Annotated in this window: 22 protein-coding genes; 11 read left to right on the plus strand and 11 right to left on the minus strand. The window is 37.4% G+C overall.

The genetic code is table 11. From position 1 onward, the window contains the following. Window positions 1-192 precede the first annotated feature (192 nt). The 3 genes from EC846_RS03490 (at window position 193) to EC846_RS03500 (ending at window position 3896) form a co-directional block, all read left to right on the plus strand. Entirely contained in the window at window positions 193-2355 is a 2163-nt protein-coding gene (locus EC846_RS03490) for a malate synthase G (RefSeq protein WP_123774217.1), read from the plus strand. 177 nt (window positions 2356-2532) lie between these two features. Beyond that, window positions 2533-3153, plus strand: a complete 621-nt coding sequence (locus EC846_RS03495; protein ID WP_004772473.1) for a 2OG-Fe(II) oxygenase — start codon at window positions 2533-2535, stop codon at window positions 3151-3153. A 77-nt stretch (window positions 3154-3230) separates the two neighbouring features. Continuing rightward, window positions 3231-3896, plus strand: coding sequence for an SOS response-associated peptidase (locus tag EC846_RS03500; protein WP_123774556.1), 666 nt, complete (start codon window positions 3231-3233; stop codon window positions 3894-3896). Between the two features lie 56 nt (window positions 3897-3952). Here EC846_RS03500 and EC846_RS03505 read toward each other — a convergent pair whose 3' ends face one another. Together EC846_RS03505 and EC846_RS03510 are read right to left on the minus strand one after the other, a co-directional pair. Beyond that, a complete protein-coding gene (locus EC846_RS03505; protein WP_004772470.1) occupies window positions 3953-4417 on the minus strand; it encodes a MarR family winged helix-turn-helix transcriptional regulator in 465 nt (154 codons plus the stop codon). A gap of 641 nt (window positions 4418-5058) precedes the next feature. Next, window positions 5059-5916 (minus strand): alpha/beta fold hydrolase, encoded by an 858-nt coding sequence (locus EC846_RS03510; protein WP_123774218.1) that lies wholly within the window; start codon window positions 5914-5916, stop codon window positions 5059-5061. 134 nt (window positions 5917-6050) lie between these two features. Between EC846_RS03510 and EC846_RS03515 the strand changes: the two genes are divergently transcribed. Beyond that, entirely contained in the window at window positions 6051-6506 is a 456-nt protein-coding gene (locus EC846_RS03515; RefSeq protein WP_005257874.1) for a hypothetical protein, read from the plus strand. 13 nt (window positions 6507-6519) lie between these two features. On the opposite strand, the gene EC846_RS03520 is transcribed toward EC846_RS03515, so the two are convergent. After that, entirely contained in the window at window positions 6520-6780 is a 261-nt protein-coding gene (locus tag EC846_RS03520; RefSeq protein ID WP_004772467.1) for a hypothetical protein, read from the minus strand. A 426-nt stretch (window positions 6781-7206) separates the two neighbouring features. Beyond that, on the minus strand, window positions 7207-8508 hold the full coding sequence (brnQ, locus tag EC846_RS03525; protein ID WP_123774219.1) for a branched-chain amino acid transport system II carrier protein: 1302 nt from the start codon (window positions 8506-8508) through the stop codon (window positions 7207-7209). A gap of 357 nt (window positions 8509-8865) precedes the next feature. Between brnQ and map the strand changes: the two genes are divergently transcribed. Beyond that, a complete protein-coding gene (map, locus tag EC846_RS03530; protein WP_004772465.1) occupies window positions 8866-9660 on the plus strand; it encodes a type I methionyl aminopeptidase in 795 nt (264 codons plus the stop codon). Between the two features lie 31 nt (window positions 9661-9691). On the opposite strand, the gene EC846_RS03535 is transcribed toward map, so the two are convergent. Together EC846_RS03535 and EC846_RS03540 are read right to left on the minus strand one after the other, a co-directional pair. Further along, on the minus strand, window positions 9692-10612 hold the full coding sequence (locus tag EC846_RS03535) for a LysR family transcriptional regulator (protein ID WP_047427838.1): 921 nt from the start codon (window positions 10610-10612) through the stop codon (window positions 9692-9694). 55 nt (window positions 10613-10667) lie between these two features. Next, window positions 10668-11096 (minus strand): guanosine-3',5'-bis(diphosphate) 3'-pyrophosphohydrolase, encoded by a 429-nt coding sequence (locus tag EC846_RS03540; protein WP_123774220.1) that lies wholly within the window; start codon window positions 11094-11096, stop codon window positions 10668-10670. An 89-nt stretch (window positions 11097-11185) separates the two neighbouring features. On the opposite strand from EC846_RS03540, the gene EC846_RS03545 reads away from it, so the two are divergent. Then, window positions 11186-11509, plus strand: a complete 324-nt coding sequence (locus EC846_RS03545) for a hypothetical protein (RefSeq protein WP_004772461.1) — start codon at window positions 11186-11188, stop codon at window positions 11507-11509. A gap of 51 nt (window positions 11510-11560) precedes the next feature. On the opposite strand, the gene grxD is transcribed toward EC846_RS03545, so the two are convergent. Further along, a complete protein-coding gene (grxD, locus tag EC846_RS03550; RefSeq protein WP_004772459.1) occupies window positions 11561-11902 on the minus strand; it encodes a Grx4 family monothiol glutaredoxin in 342 nt (113 codons plus the stop codon). A gap of 451 nt (window positions 11903-12353) precedes the next feature. After that, the gene (locus EC846_RS03555; protein WP_123774221.1) at window positions 12354-13205 is read right to left on the minus strand and encodes a hypothetical protein; all 852 of its coding nucleotides are present in this window, start codon (window positions 13203-13205) and stop codon (window positions 12354-12356) included. 842 nt (window positions 13206-14047) lie between these two features. Here EC846_RS03555 and EC846_RS03560 point away from each other — a divergent pair. After that, window positions 14048-15262 carry an aspartate aminotransferase family protein gene (locus EC846_RS03560; protein ID WP_123774222.1) on the plus strand — a complete coding sequence of 405 codons (1215 nt, stop codon included), beginning with the start codon at window positions 14048-14050 and terminating at the stop codon, window positions 15260-15262. Window positions 15263-15319: 57 nt separating this feature from the next. Here EC846_RS03560 and EC846_RS03565 read toward each other — a convergent pair whose 3' ends face one another. The 3 genes from EC846_RS03565 to EC846_RS03575 all read right to left on the minus strand — a co-directional run bounded on the left by EC846_RS03565 (window position 15320) and on the right by EC846_RS03575 (window position 16835). Then, window positions 15320-15751 (minus strand): CBS domain-containing protein, encoded by a 432-nt coding sequence (locus EC846_RS03565; protein ID WP_004772457.1) that lies wholly within the window; start codon window positions 15749-15751, stop codon window positions 15320-15322. 138 nt (window positions 15752-15889) lie between these two features. Next, a complete protein-coding gene (locus EC846_RS03570) occupies window positions 15890-16267 on the minus strand; it encodes a DUF2750 domain-containing protein (RefSeq protein WP_032810616.1) in 378 nt (125 codons plus the stop codon). 334 nt (window positions 16268-16601) lie between these two features. Next, complete coding sequence (locus EC846_RS03575; protein ID WP_004772455.1) at window positions 16602-16835, minus strand: hypothetical protein; 234 nt, start codon at window positions 16833-16835, stop codon at window positions 16602-16604. Between the two features lie 226 nt (window positions 16836-17061). Between EC846_RS03575 and EC846_RS03580 the strand changes: the two genes are divergently transcribed. The 4 genes from EC846_RS03580 to EC846_RS03600 all read left to right on the plus strand — a co-directional run bounded on the left by EC846_RS03580 (window position 17062) and on the right by EC846_RS03600 (window position 20031). Beyond that, window positions 17062-17421: a hypothetical protein gene (locus tag EC846_RS03580; protein ID WP_004772454.1), complete on the plus strand. Its 360-nt coding sequence runs from the start codon at window positions 17062-17064 to the stop codon at window positions 17419-17421. Between the two features lie 113 nt (window positions 17422-17534). Continuing rightward, on the plus strand, window positions 17535-17864 hold the full coding sequence (locus EC846_RS03585) for a hypothetical protein (protein ID WP_047427821.1): 330 nt from the start codon (window positions 17535-17537) through the stop codon (window positions 17862-17864). A gap of 116 nt (window positions 17865-17980) precedes the next feature. Continuing rightward, window positions 17981-19102, plus strand: a complete 1122-nt coding sequence (gene ftsY, locus EC846_RS03590) for a signal recognition particle-docking protein FtsY (protein WP_004772450.1) — start codon at window positions 17981-17983, stop codon at window positions 19100-19102. A gap of 332 nt (window positions 19103-19434) precedes the next feature. Then, entirely contained in the window at window positions 19435-20031 is a 597-nt protein-coding gene (locus EC846_RS03600) for a nitroreductase family protein (RefSeq protein WP_123774224.1), read from the plus strand. The last annotated feature ends 25 nt before the right edge of the window (window positions 20032-20056 follow it).

Raw genomic sequence — 20056 nt, forward strand, 5'->3', positions numbered from 1 at the left:
GGGAGTATGTTGCAGAACTAGAAAGAAAAGCATCGACATTTGATATTTTGATAAATATAAAAAATCTTGTTTGTCAATACTTCTAATGGGGAAAATGCTTACTATTTAGGAATGTGATATTACTATTCAGGCTAGTATAAATCAGTATACTAGAATTCTTGTTATAAAAAGTTAGCACCATCAGGAAAGACAATGACTGTACGTATTCAAAAAGGCAAGCTAGCGATTGCTAAAGAACTTTATGATTTCATCGAAAATGAAGCTTTACCAGGGACTGGTTTAGAGAGTGAAACTTACTGGAAAAACTTCGAGCAAGTCGTTGTCGACCTTAGCCCAAAGAACAAGGCATTATTGGCTAAGCGTGATGATCTTCAAGCGAAGATTGATGAATGGCACCGTAATAATAAATTTGAACTTAATGCTTATAAAGCATTCTTAACCGAGATTGGTTATCTGGTACCAGAAGTTGCAGACTTTAAAGTAAGCACTGAAAATGTAGATGAAGAAATTGCTTTACTTGCAGGCCCTCAATTGGTTGTACCTGTACGTAATGCACGTTACTGCCTAAACGCAGCCAATGCACGTTGGGGTTCTTTATATGACGCGCTTTACGGTACAGATGTCATCTCTGAAGAAGGTGGTGCAGAGAAAGGTAAGGGTTATAACCCAGTTCGTGGTGACAAGGTTATCGCTTTTGCTAAAGACTTCTTGAATCAAACTTTCCCATTGGCACAGGGTTCACATGCAGATGCAACCAAATATGCAGTTGTAAACAACGCTTTGGCTGTGACTTTAAAAGATGGTTCAACCACTGATTTGGCTCATCCATCTCAATTTGTTGGCTTTAATGGCGATGCTGCGGCTCCTGCAGAAATCGTATTATTAAATAATGGCTTGCACGTGATCATTGAGATCGATGCGAATAGCCCAGTGGGTAAAACTGATGCGGCGGGTGTAAAAGATTTAACACTTGAAGCTGCTGTAACCACGATTCAGGATTTGGAAGACTCGGTTGCTGCGGTTGATGCAGAAGAGAAAGTTGAAGGCTACCGTAACTGGTTAGGCTTGATGAAAGGTGACTTACAAGAGTCAATCGAGAAAAATGGTAAAACCATTACCCGTGCTTTGAATAAAGATCGTACTGTACAAAACCTTATTGGTGGTACAACTACTTTACATGGTCGTTCATTGATGTTGCTTCGTAATGTTGGGCATTTAATGACGAACCCTGCGATCCTTGTCGATGGTGAAGAAGTATTTGAAGGCATCATGGATGCATTAGTGACGCCATTACTTACAGTTGCTGATATCCGTGGTCAAAACGAGAATAAAAACTCTCGTAAAGGTTCAATGTATATCGTTAAGCCAAAAATGCATGGCCCAGAAGAAGTTGCGTTTGCCGTTGAATTGTTTGAACGTGCTGAACAAGCGATTGGTTTACCTGCAAAATCGCTCAAAATCGGGATTATGGATGAAGAACGCCGTACCTCTGTAAACTTGAAGAACTGTATTGCTGCTGCAAAAGATCGTACGATCTTCATCAATACTGGTTTTATGGATCGTACAGGTGATGAAATTCATACGTCTATGGAAGCTGCACCCGTTGTTCGTAAAGAAGCGGTTAAAACACAAAAATGGATTGCTGCTTACGAAAACCGTAACGTTGCCATTGGTTTGGCATGTGGTTTACAAGGGAAAGCGCAAATTGGTAAAGGCATGTGGCCAAAACCAGACAGCATGAAAGATATGTTGGCAACCAAGACAGCTCATCCAAACGCGGGTGCATCTTGTGCATGGGTTCCATCTCCAACAGGTGCTGTACTTCATGCCTTGCATTACCATCAGATCAATGTAAAAGCGCGCCAAGATGAGTTGGCTGCTGAAAACATGTTGTCTTTAGATGACTTGTTAACACCGCCGTTTGCACCAGAAACAAACTGGACTGCGGAAGAGTTAAACAATGAACTTGAAAATAACTGTCAAGGTATCTTAGGTTATGTAGTTCGTTGGGTAGATTTAGGTGTTGGTTGTTCTAAAGTGCCAGATATCAACAACGTTGGTTTAATGGAAGACCGTGCAACATTACGTATTTCATCTCAACACGTTGCAAACTGGCTGCGTCACGGTATCGTAACGCGTGAACAGGTTGAAGAAGTGCTTAAGCGTATGGCTGTAATTGTTGATCAGCAAAATGCTAATGATCCACTTTATACGCCAATGGCACCTAACTTTGATGGTATTGCGTTCCAAGCTGCTTCTGACTTGATCTTCAAAGGTGCAGAGCAGCCATCTGGCTATACAGAGCCATTGCTACACGCAGCGCGTTTAAAATTAAAAGGTTATACAGGTGATTAATTTCATCTGAATAAAAAGCCTCTTCGGAGGCTTTTTTTATTTCTACGAGTTGGAAAAATAAGGTTTCTTCATTGTTATTGAGCTAAGCATTGAATCTTTAAAAACAGGATAAAACAGATTAGCACCGAAATATTTGTTATAATTATTACAGTTTGATCATTTAGCCGAATCATAGCGATGTCACAAATTTTAAAATTAGATGCTTTAAAACAGGCGCAAGTTTCAACTTCGCCATATCCTTACTTTGTGGTGGAAAATTCAATTGTAGACAGCGAAGTGAAAGCTGTGATTCAGGATTTTCCAAAGATTGAGCAAGGTGGAAGCTATAACATTGAAGATGTTGAGATTAAGCCTAATTTTGATCGCTTCTTAAAATCATTAGATACCAAAGAATTTCGTCAGATTTTAACTGAAAAATTTGATGTGGATGTGATGGAACATCCGATGATGATCACTTTACGTGGTTATTCACGTCAAAAAGATGGTCGTATCCACTCGGATTCAAAAACCAAACTTTTGACCATCCTGATTTATTTAAATGAATCTTGGGATGCGCCTACAGGTCGTCTACGTATCTTAAATGATGAAAAGAACATGGATGACTATGTTGCAGAGATCGATGCTGGCCCGGGTACATTGGTTGCTTTTAAAGTTACCGATAACGGCTGGCATGGTTATGTTCCTTATGAAGGACAACGTCAATCAATCCAGATTAACTTTTTAACCAGTGATAAAGCCAATGCCAAGCACCGCTTTATTCATGGTTTAAGTGCAAAAATGAAAAAATTATTTGGCTAATATTGGCTGAATAGAAAGAGGAGGGTTGATACCTCCTTTTTTTAACTTTATTTTCGAAGGTGAATACTGAACGAACTATGTGTGCCAACTTTAAACCACTGACAGACGAACAAGCGAAGCAGCTTGGTTTGCCTCCGATTCCATTTGAATATGTAGAAGAGGTTTATCCAAGCTATAAAACACCTTTGTTGTTTAAATCAGAACAAGGGTTTGAGTGGCGTAATGTGCTATTTGGTTTAGTGCCGAAATGGTCGGAAGATATTAATATTTCCAAGCATACCTATAACGCCCGACATGAAACACTGTTTCAAAAGCCGAGTTTTCTGGAGGCTGCTTCCAAATGTAAGTTTGGCGTCATTCCAGTCACTGAGTTTTATGAAAGTAAGTACATTGATAATAAACCGCAACGCTGGGCAGTACGCCGTAAAGATGGAAAGGCTTTCTTCATTGCGGCGTTATATGAGATCAGAAAGCTAAATGATCAGGTGATCCGCTCAGCCACCATGCTAACGATGGATGCCATAGACCACCCGATGATGAAGGATTTTCATGAACCAGGCGATGTCAAACGATCTGTAGTAGTGATTCCTCATGAGCGTTTAGATGAATGGTTAAGCTTAAAACAGCCCCATCAGCTTTATGATTTTATGAAGGGTTTCCCTGTGGAAGAGTTTGAGTGTCTACATGTTCCCAAAGCAAAAATTGAGAAAGTGACACCGCAGTTAAATATGTTTGATTTTTAATTTTTCAAATAAAAAAGGCTTCATGATGGAAGCCTTTTTTATCTTTTATCATTACATTAACGTGCAAGATTTTTAAACATATGACGCAGAATTTCCATGGTCTTTTCAATTTGCAGTGGTGTTAAACCGTCAAAAGATTGTTCTAGTATGACTGCAGTCAGGTCATTGATCTTGGTAATCATTTCTTGACCTTTTTCAGTAAGATAAACACGAGTGATACGTCCATCTTCCTTACATGAGTAGGTGTCAATATACCCTTCATCTTTCAGGCGATAAACGATCTTGGTGGTGGTCGACATTTTTGAAATGACCATCTCGGAAAGTTCGGATACGCTGGCATGCGGTTTGACGTGCAGGGCAATCAAAATACGACGACGTGAATTGTCTAGACCGTACTTTTTCAACACATTGTCGATGTTTTGGACATACTGAGCATTTACTTGAGAAATCCAGTAAAAAGGGAAGTCTTCCAGATTAAATGAATCGGCTGTAGGTAAAAAACGCGCATATTTTTTTGGCATTACTTATTTCCTATGCTTGCACAAGGAGCTAATCCAATTTAGCTCTTAGATTCCATGAAATGTCTACAATTTGCCTGTTAACAAAAATCCTTTTCCTGATTTTTTTAACATCCCATTTTTAACATCTTTGCCTAAAGATAATCTTTAAATTATCTTTGTTCTGAATAGAGAAGTCATCATAAAATTCACATAAATCAGCTATTAAAGATGAACTATCCAGTCGTCTAACCCTAAAGGGAGTTCTATAGTTTCGCATTGCTGCTTGTTTATAGAATACTCGTATTGTAGAAAAAAAATACGAATTTTGACGTGACATTTTTATAAAAATTTCTGTCTAAAATGTCATAAATATATAAAATCAATATATTTATAAAATAAATAACGCTTAAATAAATAGCGAATACATGAGTTTGTCTTGATCAATTGGTTAAAATATAGCACATCAATTTTTTTTAAAAAGATGAATAAATACATTCTTTGTCACACTTTTCTATTAATTTTCTAAAAAATCGAGTGTGTAGTCGGTTAAATGACATTATTTAAGATGATAGATCCCATAAAAAAACGCACCTAAACAGGATTACAGGTTTAGATGCGCAAAAGTAAACTGGTTGTTGTGTTCGCTTTTTATCTGGTCATGGTCAAATCCGTAATTCATTTTCTAATATTGGCCAGATTTTCTGATGAGATTTCTTGAACATCAGCATATGTCCAATTTGCTTATAACCAAGCTGTTGCGGATTCAGTTCAATTAACTTTGTTTCTGCATTCGGATATAAACGAAGCAAATCTTTAACATTGGTATGCGTGGCAATTTCATCATCTGTTGCCCAGAATGACGTGATAGGGCATTGAATTTGCTGATGATAATCTTCAAAGATACTTTTTCCTATGGCATTCATTACATAACCAGGTTTGCTACAAAACTCTGCCCATTGTCGTGCAACATTCTTTGGCAGATTTTCACCCATTCCGATGAATTGGGTCGCGCCATAACCTTTAAAAAAGCTAGAAACAGGAAAAATGACATTGAACATGAGCGGTGCTAGAACTTTGGTTTTACCTTTGAGTCCTTTTACGTGGCCCGTTGAGCCAGCAATAGCTAATACTTTTGCAACCTTGTGATAATTTGATGCAATACCAAGCAACTGTCCGCCAGCACTATGACCTACGATAATGATTTTCTCTGCTTGGGTACGATTCAACAATGCTTCTATCGCAGCAGGAATATCATAAACTCCCCAGTCATTAATGCTTGCTGTGGAGTCTTTTAGTGGACCATGTAGTGATTCTCCAATTCCTCGAAAATCAAAACTCAGTACTTGATAACCTTGCTGGTTCAGCCATTCGGCGAATGCATGATAAAAGTTTTTGGTAATTCCCGTTGCTGGGCAGATCAAAACTGGATAGGGCTTATCAGAATGTTCTATCGGGTAGAACTGGGCAGCAAGTTGATAGCCATCTTTACAACTGATCCAAAAAGATTCAACGCTATTCATGGAGAAAACACTCTTATGTATTTATCTTTATACTTTACATAAGTTCCAAAAAGAAACCTGATTAAAAAATGACTTAAAAGTCAAATTTTATGTAATATAGGCGCCTATAAGAAATTAGGATATAGGGAAATAAGATGTATGTTTTAAATACAGCAACACAATTTGCAATTGTATTTAGTGGGATTTTTCTATGGGTGGGGATGCTTACAGGTGTTTGGAAGTATTATCAAATTAGACAATCTGAGCTGGCGAGAGCACATTATTATGTAGATATCGCGCATCGGAGTAGTCTGCTTTATGCGCCAGCAAGTCTGATTTTAGCTGTATTAAGCTATTTTACGGTTTTATCGGATGAGATCGTTTTATTCTGTGTGATTGCTAATTTATTCTTTTTTGCGATGTCGATCTTAATGTATATACTGCATGGCTTATTAAAAGATACGACCAATCAATTTAAGCAACCGCATAAAGTAGGGCGGTTAAATTTGCCTGCATGGTGTATGACATTGATGATGCTCAGTTTAATTATCGTCGAGTTAGGCGCTACAACAGTGTTGTTATTCGGAACAATTGCTCAGTTTTTAAATTAAAAAAAATGGATGATTACTCATCCATTCTCCCTAGAGAATTTTTTTGGCGTGCTGCGCTTAACTGTCGAAACTTTCGATCGACGATCGCCCACATACAAAAGGCAACAGAGACAATCAATGCATATGCAAAATATTCGGGTTTTAAATTACCTTTAATTGTGCCTTGAAACAGCAACGTTACCATTAAGGCCAGCGTTGTCGTTGCATATACTATTGTATCATTCGCCTTCAGAGCGTTAATGAAGACTTGCTTGTTGAAATGTATTGATAACATCTCCATCCCTCCTTGTTGTGACGACAAAACCATGCGTTTTTGTCTGAATTGTTTTTTAAGTTGTACTGCTATTTTCTGAGCATTTCAATAGCAAAAAGGGGTATTTTGAAAATAAATTTTGGAATGTACTGATTTATATAACTTTATAGTATTTTTTATATTAATTTATAGTATTTTTTAGTTAAATATTGGTCAATATTTTTACATTATGAAATATTTATGACAGCTATATAAAATGGGTTATAGCGCTTATTTTAGAAATATCGAGTATCACAAAAGGATAGAAAACAGTGTGATTTTACGCGGTTTTTAACGGATAAAAAAGAAAGATTTGTCGTAAACAAAAAATGATCATTGGATAAAAGGACATTTTCTGCATAGCTAAAATCATGTTTGGGTAAAACATCACTTTAACGACAAATCATTTTACTTCTTCTGAGCTAAAGCTCGGTCAACCACAATTGCAATCACCAGAACAACCAATGATGGGAGTAACCATGCAAGGTTTTGTTCATTTAAAGGTAAATGCTGAATAAAGGTTGGGAGTTGTGCTGTAAAACCTGCGGCTTTAATCGCTTCAACAATACCAAAAAGGAAAGCTACGGCTGTTACTGAACCTACCACGATCGAAGGATTATTCCAGCGTTTCCAGAAAAAGCTGAGCATGATCACAACAATTGCTGGCGGATAAATTGCACTGAGTACAGGTACAGAGAATGCAATTAGCTTGGTTAAACCCAGATTGGAAATTAATAACGAGAAGCCAGTAAGAATGAAAACAAGTAATTTATAAGATAAACCTGTTAATTCATTGAAATATTCTGCACAAGCACAGGTCAGTCCAATCGCAGTAACCATACATGCAAGGAAAATCAGACAGGTGAGGAAGTAAGAACCATAATCACCAAATGCATGCTGTACATAAGCATGGAGGATAATCGCACCATTGGCTGCATCAGGTGCAACTTCGTGACTACCTAAACCAAGTTTAAATAAGCTGACATAGACAAGGGTAAGTCCAACACCAGCAATTAAGCTTGCGATAATCGCGTATTTGGTAATGAGTTTGGTATCTGTAACGCCACGAGATTGAATCGCTTGAATAATCACAATACCGAATACCAAAGCACCCAAGGTATCCATGGTGAGGTAACCACTGACGAAACCTTCAGAAACCGGACTACTTACATAGTTATTCACCGCAGGCGAGATAAGACCTGTTGGAATAGCAAAAGCTGCAATACCTAAAATTGCCAGTGCAATAATTTTTAAAGGTGCAAGTACATGACCTACAGTGTCGAGCAATTTATTTGGGTACAATGAAACCGCAGTAACAAAAGCAAAATAAACAATACTATAGATAAAGAGGCTACTACCTGAGGTACCAAAATAAGGAGCAAAGCCAATTTCATAAGAAACGGTTGCTGTACGCGGAGTCGCGAATAGCGGCCCTACAGTTAAGTAGCAAGCAATGGTGAGCAGTAGGCTAAAGAAACGGCCAAGCGGAGAACTAATGGTTTCGATCGAGCCTTTCATGCGAGATAAAGCCATGATCGTAATAACAGGTAAACCAACTGCGGTGATTAAGAAACCGAAAGCGGCAAGCCAAACATGTTCACCAGCCTGCTGAGCAACGATAGGAGGAAAGATAATATTGCCTGCGCCAATAAATAACGCAAAGGTCATAAAACCTAAAGCAATGATATCTCCTGTACGAAGTTGATTCATAAAGAGGGAGGCATAAAATAAAAGTGCAAATTTTAGAATAAAAAAGCGTTCATTTGAAACTAATTTATGTGAAAATTGTTTGTTTTTTGACTAAAAAGAAATTATTAAAATCATATAATTAGATGTGGTAAAGCTAATGCATTGAAAAGGTTTTTAAAACTCCGAAAATAAAAAGTGCTGATGTCTTTTCTCAATCAGCTTAATCGAAATTAAATGTAAAATAAAAATGGTCTTTTAGTCTTAAAAAGATTGAAGATTTGCATGCAAGGGCGTACAACTATTGAAATACTTTATGCAGCCCTAATATTTTTGCTTGCATGTGAAATTAATCTGATAGATGAATAAGGAAAATCTCGAATGAGAGCTTCTACTGTGACCATTAAAACTGAACAAGATCTTGAGAAATTAAGAATCTCAGGTCGTTTGGCGGCACAAGTGTTAGAAATGATTGGTGCTTATATTAAGCCTGGCGTTTCAACTGAATATTTAGATGATATCTGCAATGATTATATCGTGAATACCTTGCAGGTGATTCCAGCCAATGTTGGCTATCACGGTTTTACCAAGACAACCTGTATTTCTGTCAATGAAGAAGTGTGTCATGCTATTCCTTCTGCCAAAAAGATTTTGCAAGAAGGCGATATCTTGAATATCGATGTGGCTGTGATTAAAGATGGCTATTTTGGCGATACTAGTCGCATGTATTTTGTCGGTGAGCCGAGTCCTGAAGCCAAGAAACTGGTTGAAACAACCTACGAAGCGATGTTAGCTGGTATTCATACCGTTAAACCTGGTGCAACATTAGGTGATATTGGTCATGCGATTCAGACGGTTGCTCAAAATGCAGGATATAGCATTGTTCGTGAATATTGTGGACATGGCATCGGCCGTATCTATCATGAACAGCCGAATATTTTGCATTACGGACAAAAAGGCCAAGGTATGGTCTTGAAAAAAGGCATGGTCTTTACCATTGAACCGATGGTCAATGCAGGCAAGCCGCATGTGAAAGAGTTAAATGATGGTTGGACTGTAGTCACCAAAGACAAGTCACTTTCTGCACAATGGGAACATATGGTTGCGGTGACCGATGACGGTTTTGAATTACTTACCCCGTGGCCAGAAGGTACAGGGCATTATCCAGCAGTTTAATTGTGTTGCGATACAGCAAAAGGCTCGATGATTAATCGGGCCTTTTCTTTGTTGAGCACTGCGTTAATTGCTCAACCAAATAGTCAATAAATACACGTACGGCAGGTAACAAGCCGCGACGAGATGGATAAACTGCATGGAAAACACCATGTGGCGCTGTCCATTCAGGTAGTACAGTCACCAGTTGTCCTGTCTTAACAAAGTCTTGTGCAATACTGTCCGGTAACAAAGCGATCCCGCAATTTTGTGTTGCCAGCTCTGCCAACATTAAAAGATTCGATCCCATGATGACAGGATTTACCTTAATCTTTTTCTGCTGATGATCTGGGCCAGTTAACAAGAATTGCTGATCCAGATGATCTTCTGACATACTGATAATTCGATGTTCGGCGAGCTGTTCTGGCGTTGTCAGATTACCAAACTCATTTAAATAGGCTTGACTGGCAAAAAGACGTTGTTCAATCGCTTCAAACTGTCGTAGTACCAGATTCGGATCATCATCTAGTTTAGAACGCACTCGTAAAGCCAGATCAATTCCTTCATTAATGACATCGACTCGACGATTACTTACTAACATCTGAACACGTACTTCAGGATATTTTTTCAAGAAAGCAGGCAAGATTTTCGCCATCTGGTTCTGGGCAATATCGACAGGCACACTGACTTTAATCACACCACGTGGCTGACTACTTAAATGATTCACCACATCATGTGCTGCTTGCGCTGCATTCATCATGACTTGCGCGTGGCGATAAACATCCATCCCAATATCAGTCACTGCGAAATGACGCGAACTACGCTGAATCAGACGTACACCAAGTTGTTCTTCGAGGTTATATACCCGACGGCTTAATTTTGATTTTGGAATGTCAGTCGCACGTTCAGCTGCACTAAAACCACCATGCTCAACCACAAGCGCAAAGCAATAAAAATCATCTAAATCCGTTAGCATTACGCTATAAACTCCAGCTTATTGTGTTCAGGTTAAATCATTATAAATGCAATTATTAAACATTTTGGGATAATAATATATCTCGAACCTGTTGATATTCTTTCAATCGTTCAAAATCTTTCACTGTCGGAGTCTGAATCCGCGACAAGTCCATATTGTCTGTGATATCAGCTAATTTAACAACACGTGCAATGGGATTCTGTACAGTCCGTTGAGCCGCTTGTATTCGGGATTCGCCCGCCTGCTTAGTGAGGGCAATGATTGCGTCGATTAGATGTGTCTGAAAACCTAATCTATAGAGTTCATCAATCGTGGTTGCGGTATCTTCTAAAATATCATGTAAAACAGCAACGATTTTGTGCTCAATGTCTGGCACGTTCAACATGACTCTTAATGGATGCAGAATATAGGGCGCATTGGCTTTATCCACTTGGCCTGCATGCCGTTCTGCTGCTAGTGAAATCGCCCGTTCAAGTGTTGCCATGATTGAAATCCTCCCATTCAAAAGTATTGAAGATAGATTCGGGCATCATATTCTTTTAAACTGCATGAAACTTTTGATGCTTTATTATTATGTCATACCAACTGATTAACATTGCCGATGCCACCCAAAATATTGCTTGTCCATATTGCCAGCATGCAGTTTTAGACTGGGATCAGGAACAATATATTCAACCTTGTGAACATACCTTGTTTATGGCAATGGATTTAGGTTTTGAATTTATCGCAGATCGTTTTGATGAGGTTTTGTCACAATCGGTTGATGAAATTCATGAAGATCCAAATATGAATATTTTTGCAACGGTGAGTCAGGCAAATTATCCTGAAATGCAAATTTATAAAGCTGATTTAGGGGTAGAAGGCTTATTTCGCTATGTAGGCTTTAGCCAAAACTAATGACCAACCAATAAAAAAGCCAATCATTTGATTGGCTTTTTGCTTTACAACTTATGCTTCTGGAGCAGGGCTGTACTGTTCAACCAATGGCTTTAATTCACCATTCTGGAACATTTCAAGCATAATATCACTACCACCAATAAGCTCGCCATTTACCCAAAGTTGTGGGAAAGTAGGCCAGTTTGCAATTTGCGGTAAAGTTGCACGAATATCTTGATTTTCCAAGATATTTACATACGCAAATGGACGACCAATTTGGCTAAGTGCTTCTACTGCACGAGCAGAAAAACCACATTGCGGGAATTGTGGAGTGCCTTTCATGTAAAGTAAAACAGGGTGTTTCGCAATTTGATCACGAATTAACGCTACTGTATCACGCGCTTGTTCCGTCATAGATAGATCCTCTACTAATCTCCCTGCATTATATACTTTTTAAGACTATCTATCTAGCTTATTTGAGGCTGTTGTAATGTCTTCAATTGTTGGAATAATTTAAAATATTTAACAGCTAGGTTTCACTATGAAATTCATTATTAATGAGTTAAGAAGGAGTTAGATAAAATATAAAAATGTGTATGCAATATACTTTATACCTTGCAGTTTTTCTCTTGTTTTTATCATAATTTACAGGTTTGTTTCATATGTTAATTATTATCCTTGCTTTTCTATTTGTTATAAAAAACAACCAGTCTTAATTTACCAAGCCAGTTAAATAACAATTTAAATCTTTAGTTTGGTTTGAATAAAAATCAGATTTTTTAATTTTACTTATAGCTTTATTCCTCTTTTTAAAGGTAATTCTTAATCCCAAATTTCTAGTTAGTGGTTAAATAATATATAATTGTTATTTATTTCTATTGAGTATATTTACAACTGATTTAAAAGAGTCTTTATTCATATCAAATACGGCTGGCATTTCATCATTAGCCTGTCTAGATGAGCCACTCTCCCATAGTACAACTCCATTGGCCCCTTGAGATTCTAGAAAAGCAAGAGCCATATCCATATTGCTTTCACTTATAGGTGTAACGAAAAATTTTTTATTACGAATCTCCCAGTTACTTAAAGAAATGAAAGGATAGATTTTTAAATTATATTGATTAGCATACTTTTTTGCTTCCTGCATATTGAACTGTGCTTTATTTTTCCAAATATCCATATTCTGAAGTGAATAGAAATATAAAGTTGGGGAAATAAAATCGACATTTTTTGCAATTTCCTCATACTTTTTATTAAGTAAAATAAAATCATTTCTTTGCTTTTTCGATATGATTTTATTGGGAGTTCTTTGAGGTAATACACCATAAACCCCAATTGGTGCCTTGCCACCGATTTTGTGATATATATTTAAAGCACCTAAAATAACAGGTAAATTAGTTTCAGGTTTGTTGGCAACTCCTATTTCAATATCAAAACAAATAGGTGTATAAGGGTCTATTTTTGTAGCTTCAACAATTTTTTTAATTTTTTTATAATCAGGTCTGTTGTCAGTAAGAATTTGTACTGAGTATATGACATTCATTTTTTTCATGCCAATAGACGATAAATTTTTATCATAATCTATAACTTTCTTAGAGTATTTTACTTCGCCATCGGGCATTTTTAGGTAATGCCAATTTAAAAATTGATATATTTCAAATGAATAAGATGATGGTGAAATTATACATATAAGTGAAAATAAAGTTGTTTTTAACATTTTATTTATCGCAAACACAAGGAGTATTTTCTTAATATTACAATTTTACTAGAATGATAGTTGTATATATTGTGTTAGTTTTTATTTTAGAAAATAAAAAAAGTATTGGCTTTTAGTATATAACGTATTGTTGGAAAAATAACTTTTTAGTTACTCTCTTTTTAAGAATGAAACTTATGAATAGCTTGTCTCAAATTTTGTAATGTTGTTTGTTTAATGGGGTTGTATTCTGGAAAATATTAAATAAAAGCAAAATATATGAACCAAGTTTTCTAGCCATGCATATGCTTTTGAGTTTAAATATCCAAGTAGTTGGTATGTTTGTAATATTTTTAATCGAATTCATTAGGATGGGCTAAGTTTTCGGTATAATTGTAGAAGTAGAGTTTTTACTTGCATAGTATTATTTGAATAAGATTAAAGAGAACTGTGTAAATAATTTATAAGAGAATAACCAGAAACTATGAAGCGAAAAATGATGTTGATTAAAATTAAGTAGTAATTTGTGTGTTTTTTGTTTAAGTGATCGCTAAAGAAGAATGAATCTAATTAGCTATTCTAATCCTTGAAGATTTGATAGGTATAGTAAAAGTGTATAGATGACTAGTCCTAACGTTAAATTTAGCAGTAATTTTTAATAATAAAGCTGATTTCTTGAAGGCTTTGGAAATCATTTTATATTTTAAATTTCAATGAAATTACTTCAATCAGGTCCTTTTTCTACTAAAAAGGCTCATTGCAAAAGATTTTTCTTGTATAAATGTGACTTTAAGCTTTCAATCTATGCAAGTTTTTGCTTATATAACTTTTTTCACCACAACTACTGATAGATTGAGTTTGTTATGACTAATATCACTCTTGCTCCTGTGCAACCTGATCAACCCACACATCTTATGGCTACTTATGGTCGCCAGGCGATCAGCTTTGTACGAGGGCGAGGGGCGTATTTATATACAGCAGATGGCACTGAGTATTTAGATGCATTAACAGGTATTGCAGTATGTGGATTAGGGCACGCACACCCTGTCATTGCTGAAGCAATTGCTGAACAGGCTGCAACTTTAGTACATACTAGTAATTTATTTGAAATTCCTTGGCAAACTGCGGCAGCACAGAAACTCGCTGAAGTTTCTGGAATGGAAGAAATCTTCTTCTCAAATAGTGGAGCAGAATCTAATGAAGGTGCAATTAAAATTGCGCGTAAATTTGGCTCACAACAAGGCATTGCCAATCCTAAAATTTTAGTGGCAGAGCAATCTTTCCATGGCCGTACACTTGCAACCTTATCCGCAACAGGCAATAAGAAAGTACAGGAAGGTTTCGCACCCTTGGTAGAGGGCTTTGTTCGTGTTCCGTTTGGGGACGTTGAGGCGATTCAAGAAGCAGCCATTACTCATCCAGATATCGTTGCCATCCTGATTGAGCCAATTCAAGGTGAAGGTGGGGTGAATACTGCACCTCAAGGCTTTAGCTATCTAGAAGATGTGCGTGCTTTATGTAATCAGCATAACTGGCTGATGATGCTGGATGAGATCCAGACGGGTAATGGCCGTACAGGCAAATATTTTGCTTATCAGCATACCAATATTATTCCTGATGTTATGACCACAGCAAAAGGTTTGGGGAATGGTTTTCCTGTGGGTGCGGTGATGACACAAGGTAAGGCGGTAGGCTTACTTGGCGCAGGAAGTCATGGTTCAACTTATGGTGGCACAGTGCTGGGTTCACGTGTGGTATATACCGTGCTTGATACCTTGGAAAAGGAAAATGCTGTTGAAAATGCGGCAACAATGGGTGCTTATATTGTTGATCAGTTAAGAGCGCAATTGGCGGATCATCATGTACAGGTGCGTGGTTTCGGGATGATGATTGGTATTCAATTGCCAAAAGATTGTGCTGAGCTGGTTGCAATTGCGCGTGATGAATATAAGTTGATTATTAACGTGACGGCTGGTTCAGTTGTTCGTTTACTACCACCTTTGAATATGACGCAAGCGCAAGCCGATGAGTTGTTGCAACGTCTTGTTCCAGCTATTCAAAATTTTCTAAAAGCTTAATTTGTAATAAGTCATAAAAAAGGGCAATTCATTTGCCCTTTTTGTTTTTGATTAAAATTAACCAGAAATATATTGTTGAAGCTGCTCAATCAGAATGCGTTGATCATCCATCGCTGCTTTTACCAGATCTCCAATCGAAATAAAGCCCACTAACTTTTCTTGATCGAGTACTGGAAGATGACGTAAATGGCGATCGGTCATGAGGTTAAGACATTCTTCTACCGTATGATTAAGACTGACCGAAATGACTTTCGAGGTCATAATGTCTGCAACAGGCGTGTTATTTGATGAACGTTCCATTAAGGCAATTTTACGCGTGTAGTCACGTTCAGAGAAAATTCCAACAACTTTTTCATCTTCAGCAACAACCAGAGCACCGACACCTTTATCGGCCATGATCTTAATTGCTTCAAGTACAGTCGCATTGGGTGAAATTGTAAAAATTGATTGTACTGCTTTATTCTTGATGACTTGAGCAACGATTGTCATTGTTTATCCACCTGTGTTGTATTGTCATTTTCATTTAACTTAACGGTATTTTTTTTAATTGCAAAGTGCTAATTTCACTCCAATGATAACTTTTTCTCATAAATGCTCAAAAAGTCATCACTGGCGCTAAATCATGTTTTAAGCAGGTATAACTGCTTCACGGGGCATAAAAAAGAAATGCTGCATTTGCTGTGTTGAGAGCTTAAATTTGCGGTGTGATGAGTTGAATAATGCTGGCTCAACCTGCAAGCGGGTTAAAGTGGGAAGCAATGACTCATGAAAATCCTTAGGGGTAATTTTCCGTGGCGTGTAGTGTTTCCAGTTGGCTTTTGCATAACGATGGGCTTGTACACCATTGAGCCAGAAAGGGAAGACATGACCGTCCTGATCCGATTTGATTGCCCAACCTTCGTGGTAAAGGCCCCAAAGTGCACCACAGTACATCATTGTTTTTAGAATTGAAATTTTAATCATCAACTCTCGTGAAACCGGCTGAAAATGGTTAAAGCGATACATTTTATTGAACTAATATTCTTAAACTTATGGTTCATTATAAGAAATCTAGATGTCATTTATGTTTAACAATTGACTAAAATCGTAAGCAAATATTGTAGTTACTTAGAAAATTGAGTGATTAGTTCTTTAATTTTGTAAGCTAAAGCTTTGGATAAAATAGAGTTATTGTGTTTTTATCGGTCGGGAAATTCGATCAAGATAGGGCAATGTTTTAATGCAGTACGAGTGAAAAAGAGGAGATCATCTTACTAATTATAGTTTAACAGGCATTAAAAAAACGCCACCTGAGCAAATCAAAGCAATAAAAGCTTTGATATAGCGCAAGGACGTTTCTTTAAGCTTGAAGGGTTGCCATCTTCTGCCAATACTGAGCTTTCAAGGAATCACGTTCTACTCGGAAGCCTTGATAATACAATTCTGCTAAAAATAGTGCCGCTTTACCGTGACCTGCTTTAGCGACTTCCTCAAGCTCTTTTACTGCATCTTGGAAGTTTTTTTGCGATTGAATTGTATTGACCGCATTTGCATATAGATGCTCTAGTTCATGGTGTGTAAAATGTTGAATCATATAATAACTCCTTATTTTAATTATGATTACCGCAAATTCTATCCAAAGTTACTCTACTTTGAATTTAAGCTACTTTAACTTAGAATTATTAAAGTAATATGACAATTTGATGGAATTGTCAAATATATTCAGCAATTTTGCGTAAATAAAAGCTTACACGATTAAACATTTACCACAAATAATTTTAAGTAGAATCAAAGTGAGAATAAGAGAAAAGGAGAATAACATGTCAAATGTGATTGATGGTGTGAACGTTGATGTTCCTCCATTAGAAAGCCAAATCATTGCGCTTGCTCATCATCATCGTAAATTACTTGATGAAGCGATTTTTCATCAGGAAATTCATCTAGGTGATTATTGTCTTGCTCAGCGTAAGCGTGTTTATGACTTTGCCAGCCATTTAAGCCCTGAACAGAAAGACCGTTTTTATAAAATTTATGATGGCGAGCTGAAGAATATTGCCGATGACGATGATTTACATCCTGCTGATGCAGAAAGTGGGGTCGGCATGTTTGCAATTTTCATTGTTCTCGTCATCATTGCATTCATTCTGTACTTTGCTTTTGTTCGTTCGCTGGTCAGTTAATCACAGCTAAAGTTGTTTGCACGTTCAATAAGTTGTGGAATTGTGACTTATTGAACGTTGTACTTGTCCTAAGCGAATCAGAGACATACACTACCTCTAATTCGAGGTAGGTTATGTTGTCTATACTTTCTAAACATAAAGTGATGCAATCCAGATTAGGATTCAAACTGGACCAATTTTATAATATTTTGGTCGGTATTATTATTTTGTCCATTTTTATACTTGCGTATAACGCATTACTACGTCCAATCAATGCATCGCAATATCAGCAAGTGGTGCAGTTTGCTCATCAGGCCAGCCATCCAAGAACCCAGCATATGGCGCATGATGTTTTAGACCAGACGCCAATTCGTCGTCTAGATTATTTAAAGTTATTAAATGCTTATCAATTTGAATCAAGCCGGATTAGACAATATCCAGCGATGGCGAAAGAAGATGAGTGAGTTTTAATCGACTCATTTCCATTATAAATGAATGAATTGTCCCATTCGGGAAAACGATAGCAATTTATGCTAGACTGGCCCCATTTTAAAAGCTGCTTTACACTCAAGGAATCGACATGCAACAGCAATCGAATATGCAAAATAAATTCTTGATAAATGCTGACATCGGTGATGACGATGTGACATTACCAAGTTTACCTGCTGTCGATGTTCCCATTATAGAGCCAGCGGTACAGCAAACAGTTGAAACCCCTGTAGTAGCGCCAGTCGTTGAGCAACCTGCATCGGCAGCTGTTGAAGAAGAAGCCAAATCAACAGGCTTCTTTGGTCGCATGAAAGATGGTTTGACGAAAACCCGTCGTAGTTTTACGGATGGTATGGTCAACATTCTGATTGGTGGCAAAGAAATTGATGACGAATTACTGGAAGAAGTTGAAGAACAACTTTTAGTTGCAGATATTGGTGTTGATGCGACCAAAACTATTATTGCCAATTTGACTGAACGTACTGCTCGTGGTGATTTGATTTATTCGCATGCTTTATACAAGGCACTTCAGGAAGAACTGGTTGCTTTGCTAGCTCCACGTGTTAAACCACTACATATTGATCCGAATAAATCACCGTATGTGATTTTGATGGTAGGTGTAAATGGTGTAGGAAAAACCACAACCATTGGTAAACTGGCGAAGCGTTTACAAGGTGAAGGCAAGAAAGTGATGTTGGCTGCGGGCGATACATTCCGTGCAGCAGCAACTGAACAATTGCAAATCTGGGGTGAGCGTAATGACATTCCAGTTGTGGCTCAAGGACATGGTGCTGATAGTGCTTCTGTGATTTTTGATGCATTTGAAAGTGCGCGTGCCAAAGGCATTGATGTATTGATTGCAGATACCGCTGGTCGTTTGCAAAACAAAGCCAACTTGATGGAAGAGTTGAAAAAAGTTAAACGTGTGATGCAGAAAATTGATGCAACTGCTCCACATGAAATCATGCTAATTGTAGATGCTGGTACAGGTCAAAATGCGATTAATCAGGTTCAGCTTTTTGATGAGGCTGTTGGCCTAACAGGTATTACCATCACCAAACTGGATGGTACTGCAAAAGGCGGTGTATTATTCAATATTGCAAGTCGTACTCATGTGCCGATTCGCTATATTGGTGTTGGTGAGAAGATCGATGATTTACGTCCATTCTCGGCTAAATCATTCGTTGCTGCGTTATTTGAAACAGATAAATAAATTAGATTCTAATATGAAATAAAAGCCGAGTTTTCGGCTTTTTTTCTTTTTAAAAACAAGATATAGCTGGCAATATCATTGAGTGATTGCTAATCATTCTACTAAAAGAGATAGAGTGGAACAGAACAAAATAATGAGATTTGCAAGGGCCAAGAGTTAGAAGTGAACCCATTAAAGCCCAATTACATCTGAACCTGAACAGTATATCAATTTGCATTGTTTCAAAAAAAGAACGATCTGTTATGTTTTTTGGTCTATTCCTAAAAAATACCTCGTTATACACTACATTCAATCCAAGATAACGCCTCAGGGCACAAGGTAGGAATAACAACATGAGCAACTTCTTAAATAGTATTAAATCACGCCGTACAATTTATTCGATTGGTAAAAACCTTACAGTAGACCAAGCAACAATTGAAGAAACGATCCGTGAAGCTGTAAAACAAAGCCCATCATCATTCAACTCACAAACTTCACGTGTTGTGACTTTATATGGTGAATCACATGCAAAATTCTGGGAAATCGTACGTGAAACTTTACGTAAAATGGTTCCAGCCGAAGCTTTCGCGAATACAAGCGCGAAAATTGATAGCTTTGCAGCAGGTTTTGGTACAGCGTTATTTTATGAAGATCAAGATGTTGTAAAAGGCCTACAAGAGCAATTCGCGCTATATGCAGATAACTTCCCAGTATGGTCTGAACACTCAAGTGCAATTGCTCAATTTGCAACTTGGACTGCCTTATCTGAAATTGGTGTTGGTGCATCATTACAGCATTACAACCCAATTATTGATGCAGAAGTTGCAGAAACTTTTGATATTCCTGCAAACTGGAAATTACGTGCTCAGCTTGTATTCGGTTCTATCGAAGCTGCTGCTGGCGACAAAACATATATGGATGATGCAGCACGTTTCAAAACTTTTAACTAAGTTTAGATCGGGCATCAAAAAAAGA

This window comes from Acinetobacter sp. BIGb0102, from assembly GCF_003815055.1.
Taxonomy (GTDB): Bacteria; Pseudomonadota; Gammaproteobacteria; order Pseudomonadales; family Moraxellaceae; genus Acinetobacter; species Acinetobacter vivianii.

Excerpts from the sequence above, each read along its gene's own strand:
- EC846_RS03490 (WP_123774217.1), top strand. The coding sequence starts at position 193 with ATGACTGTACGTATTCAAAAAGGCAAGCTAGCGATTGCTAAAGAACTT.
- EC846_RS03495 (WP_004772473.1), top strand. The coding sequence starts at position 2,533 with ATGTCACAAATTTTAAAATTAGATGCTTTAAAACAGGCGCAAGTTTCA.
- EC846_RS03500 (WP_123774556.1), top strand. The coding sequence starts at position 3,231 with ATGTGTGCCAACTTTAAACCACTGACAGACGAACAAGCGAAGCAGCTT.
- EC846_RS03505 (WP_004772470.1), bottom strand. The coding sequence starts at position 4,417 with ATGCCAAAAAAATATGCGCGTTTTTTACCTACAGCCGATTCATTTAAT.
- EC846_RS03510 (WP_123774218.1), bottom strand. The coding sequence starts at position 5,916 with ATGAATAGCGTTGAATCTTTTTGGATCAGTTGTAAAGATGGCTATCAA.
- EC846_RS03515 (WP_005257874.1), top strand. The coding sequence starts at position 6,051 with ATGTATGTTTTAAATACAGCAACACAATTTGCAATTGTATTTAGTGGG.
- EC846_RS03520 (WP_004772467.1), bottom strand. The coding sequence starts at position 6,780 with ATGTTATCAATACATTTCAACAAGCAAGTCTTCATTAACGCTCTGAAG.
- brnQ (WP_123774219.1), bottom strand. The coding sequence starts at position 8,508 with ATGAATCAACTTCGTACAGGAGATATCATTGCTTTAGGTTTTATGACC.
- map (WP_004772465.1), top strand. The coding sequence starts at position 8,866 with ATGAGAGCTTCTACTGTGACCATTAAAACTGAACAAGATCTTGAGAAA.
- EC846_RS03535 (WP_047427838.1), bottom strand. The coding sequence starts at position 10,612 with ATGCTAACGGATTTAGATGATTTTTATTGCTTTGCGCTTGTGGTTGAG.
- EC846_RS03540 (WP_123774220.1), bottom strand. The coding sequence starts at position 11,096 with ATGGCAACACTTGAACGGGCGATTTCACTAGCAGCAGAACGGCATGCA.
- EC846_RS03545 (WP_004772461.1), top strand. The coding sequence starts at position 11,186 with ATGTCATACCAACTGATTAACATTGCCGATGCCACCCAAAATATTGCT.
- grxD (WP_004772459.1), bottom strand. The coding sequence starts at position 11,902 with ATGACGGAACAAGCGCGTGATACAGTAGCGTTAATTCGTGATCAAATT.
- EC846_RS03555 (WP_123774221.1), bottom strand. The coding sequence starts at position 13,205 with ATGTTAAAAACAACTTTATTTTCACTTATATGTATAATTTCACCATCA.
- EC846_RS03560 (WP_123774222.1), top strand. The coding sequence starts at position 14,048 with ATGACTAATATCACTCTTGCTCCTGTGCAACCTGATCAACCCACACAT.
- EC846_RS03565 (WP_004772457.1), bottom strand. The coding sequence starts at position 15,751 with ATGACAATCGTTGCTCAAGTCATCAAGAATAAAGCAGTACAATCAATT.
- EC846_RS03570 (WP_032810616.1), bottom strand. The coding sequence starts at position 16,267 with ATGTATCGCTTTAACCATTTTCAGCCGGTTTCACGAGAGTTGATGATT.
- EC846_RS03575 (WP_004772455.1), bottom strand. The coding sequence starts at position 16,835 with ATGATTCAACATTTTACACACCATGAACTAGAGCATCTATATGCAAAT.
- EC846_RS03580 (WP_004772454.1), top strand. The coding sequence starts at position 17,062 with ATGTCAAATGTGATTGATGGTGTGAACGTTGATGTTCCTCCATTAGAA.
- EC846_RS03585 (WP_047427821.1), top strand. The coding sequence starts at position 17,535 with ATGTTGTCTATACTTTCTAAACATAAAGTGATGCAATCCAGATTAGGA.
- ftsY (WP_004772450.1), top strand. The coding sequence starts at position 17,981 with ATGCAACAGCAATCGAATATGCAAAATAAATTCTTGATAAATGCTGAC.
- EC846_RS03600 (WP_123774224.1), top strand. The coding sequence starts at position 19,435 with ATGAGCAACTTCTTAAATAGTATTAAATCACGCCGTACAATTTATTCG.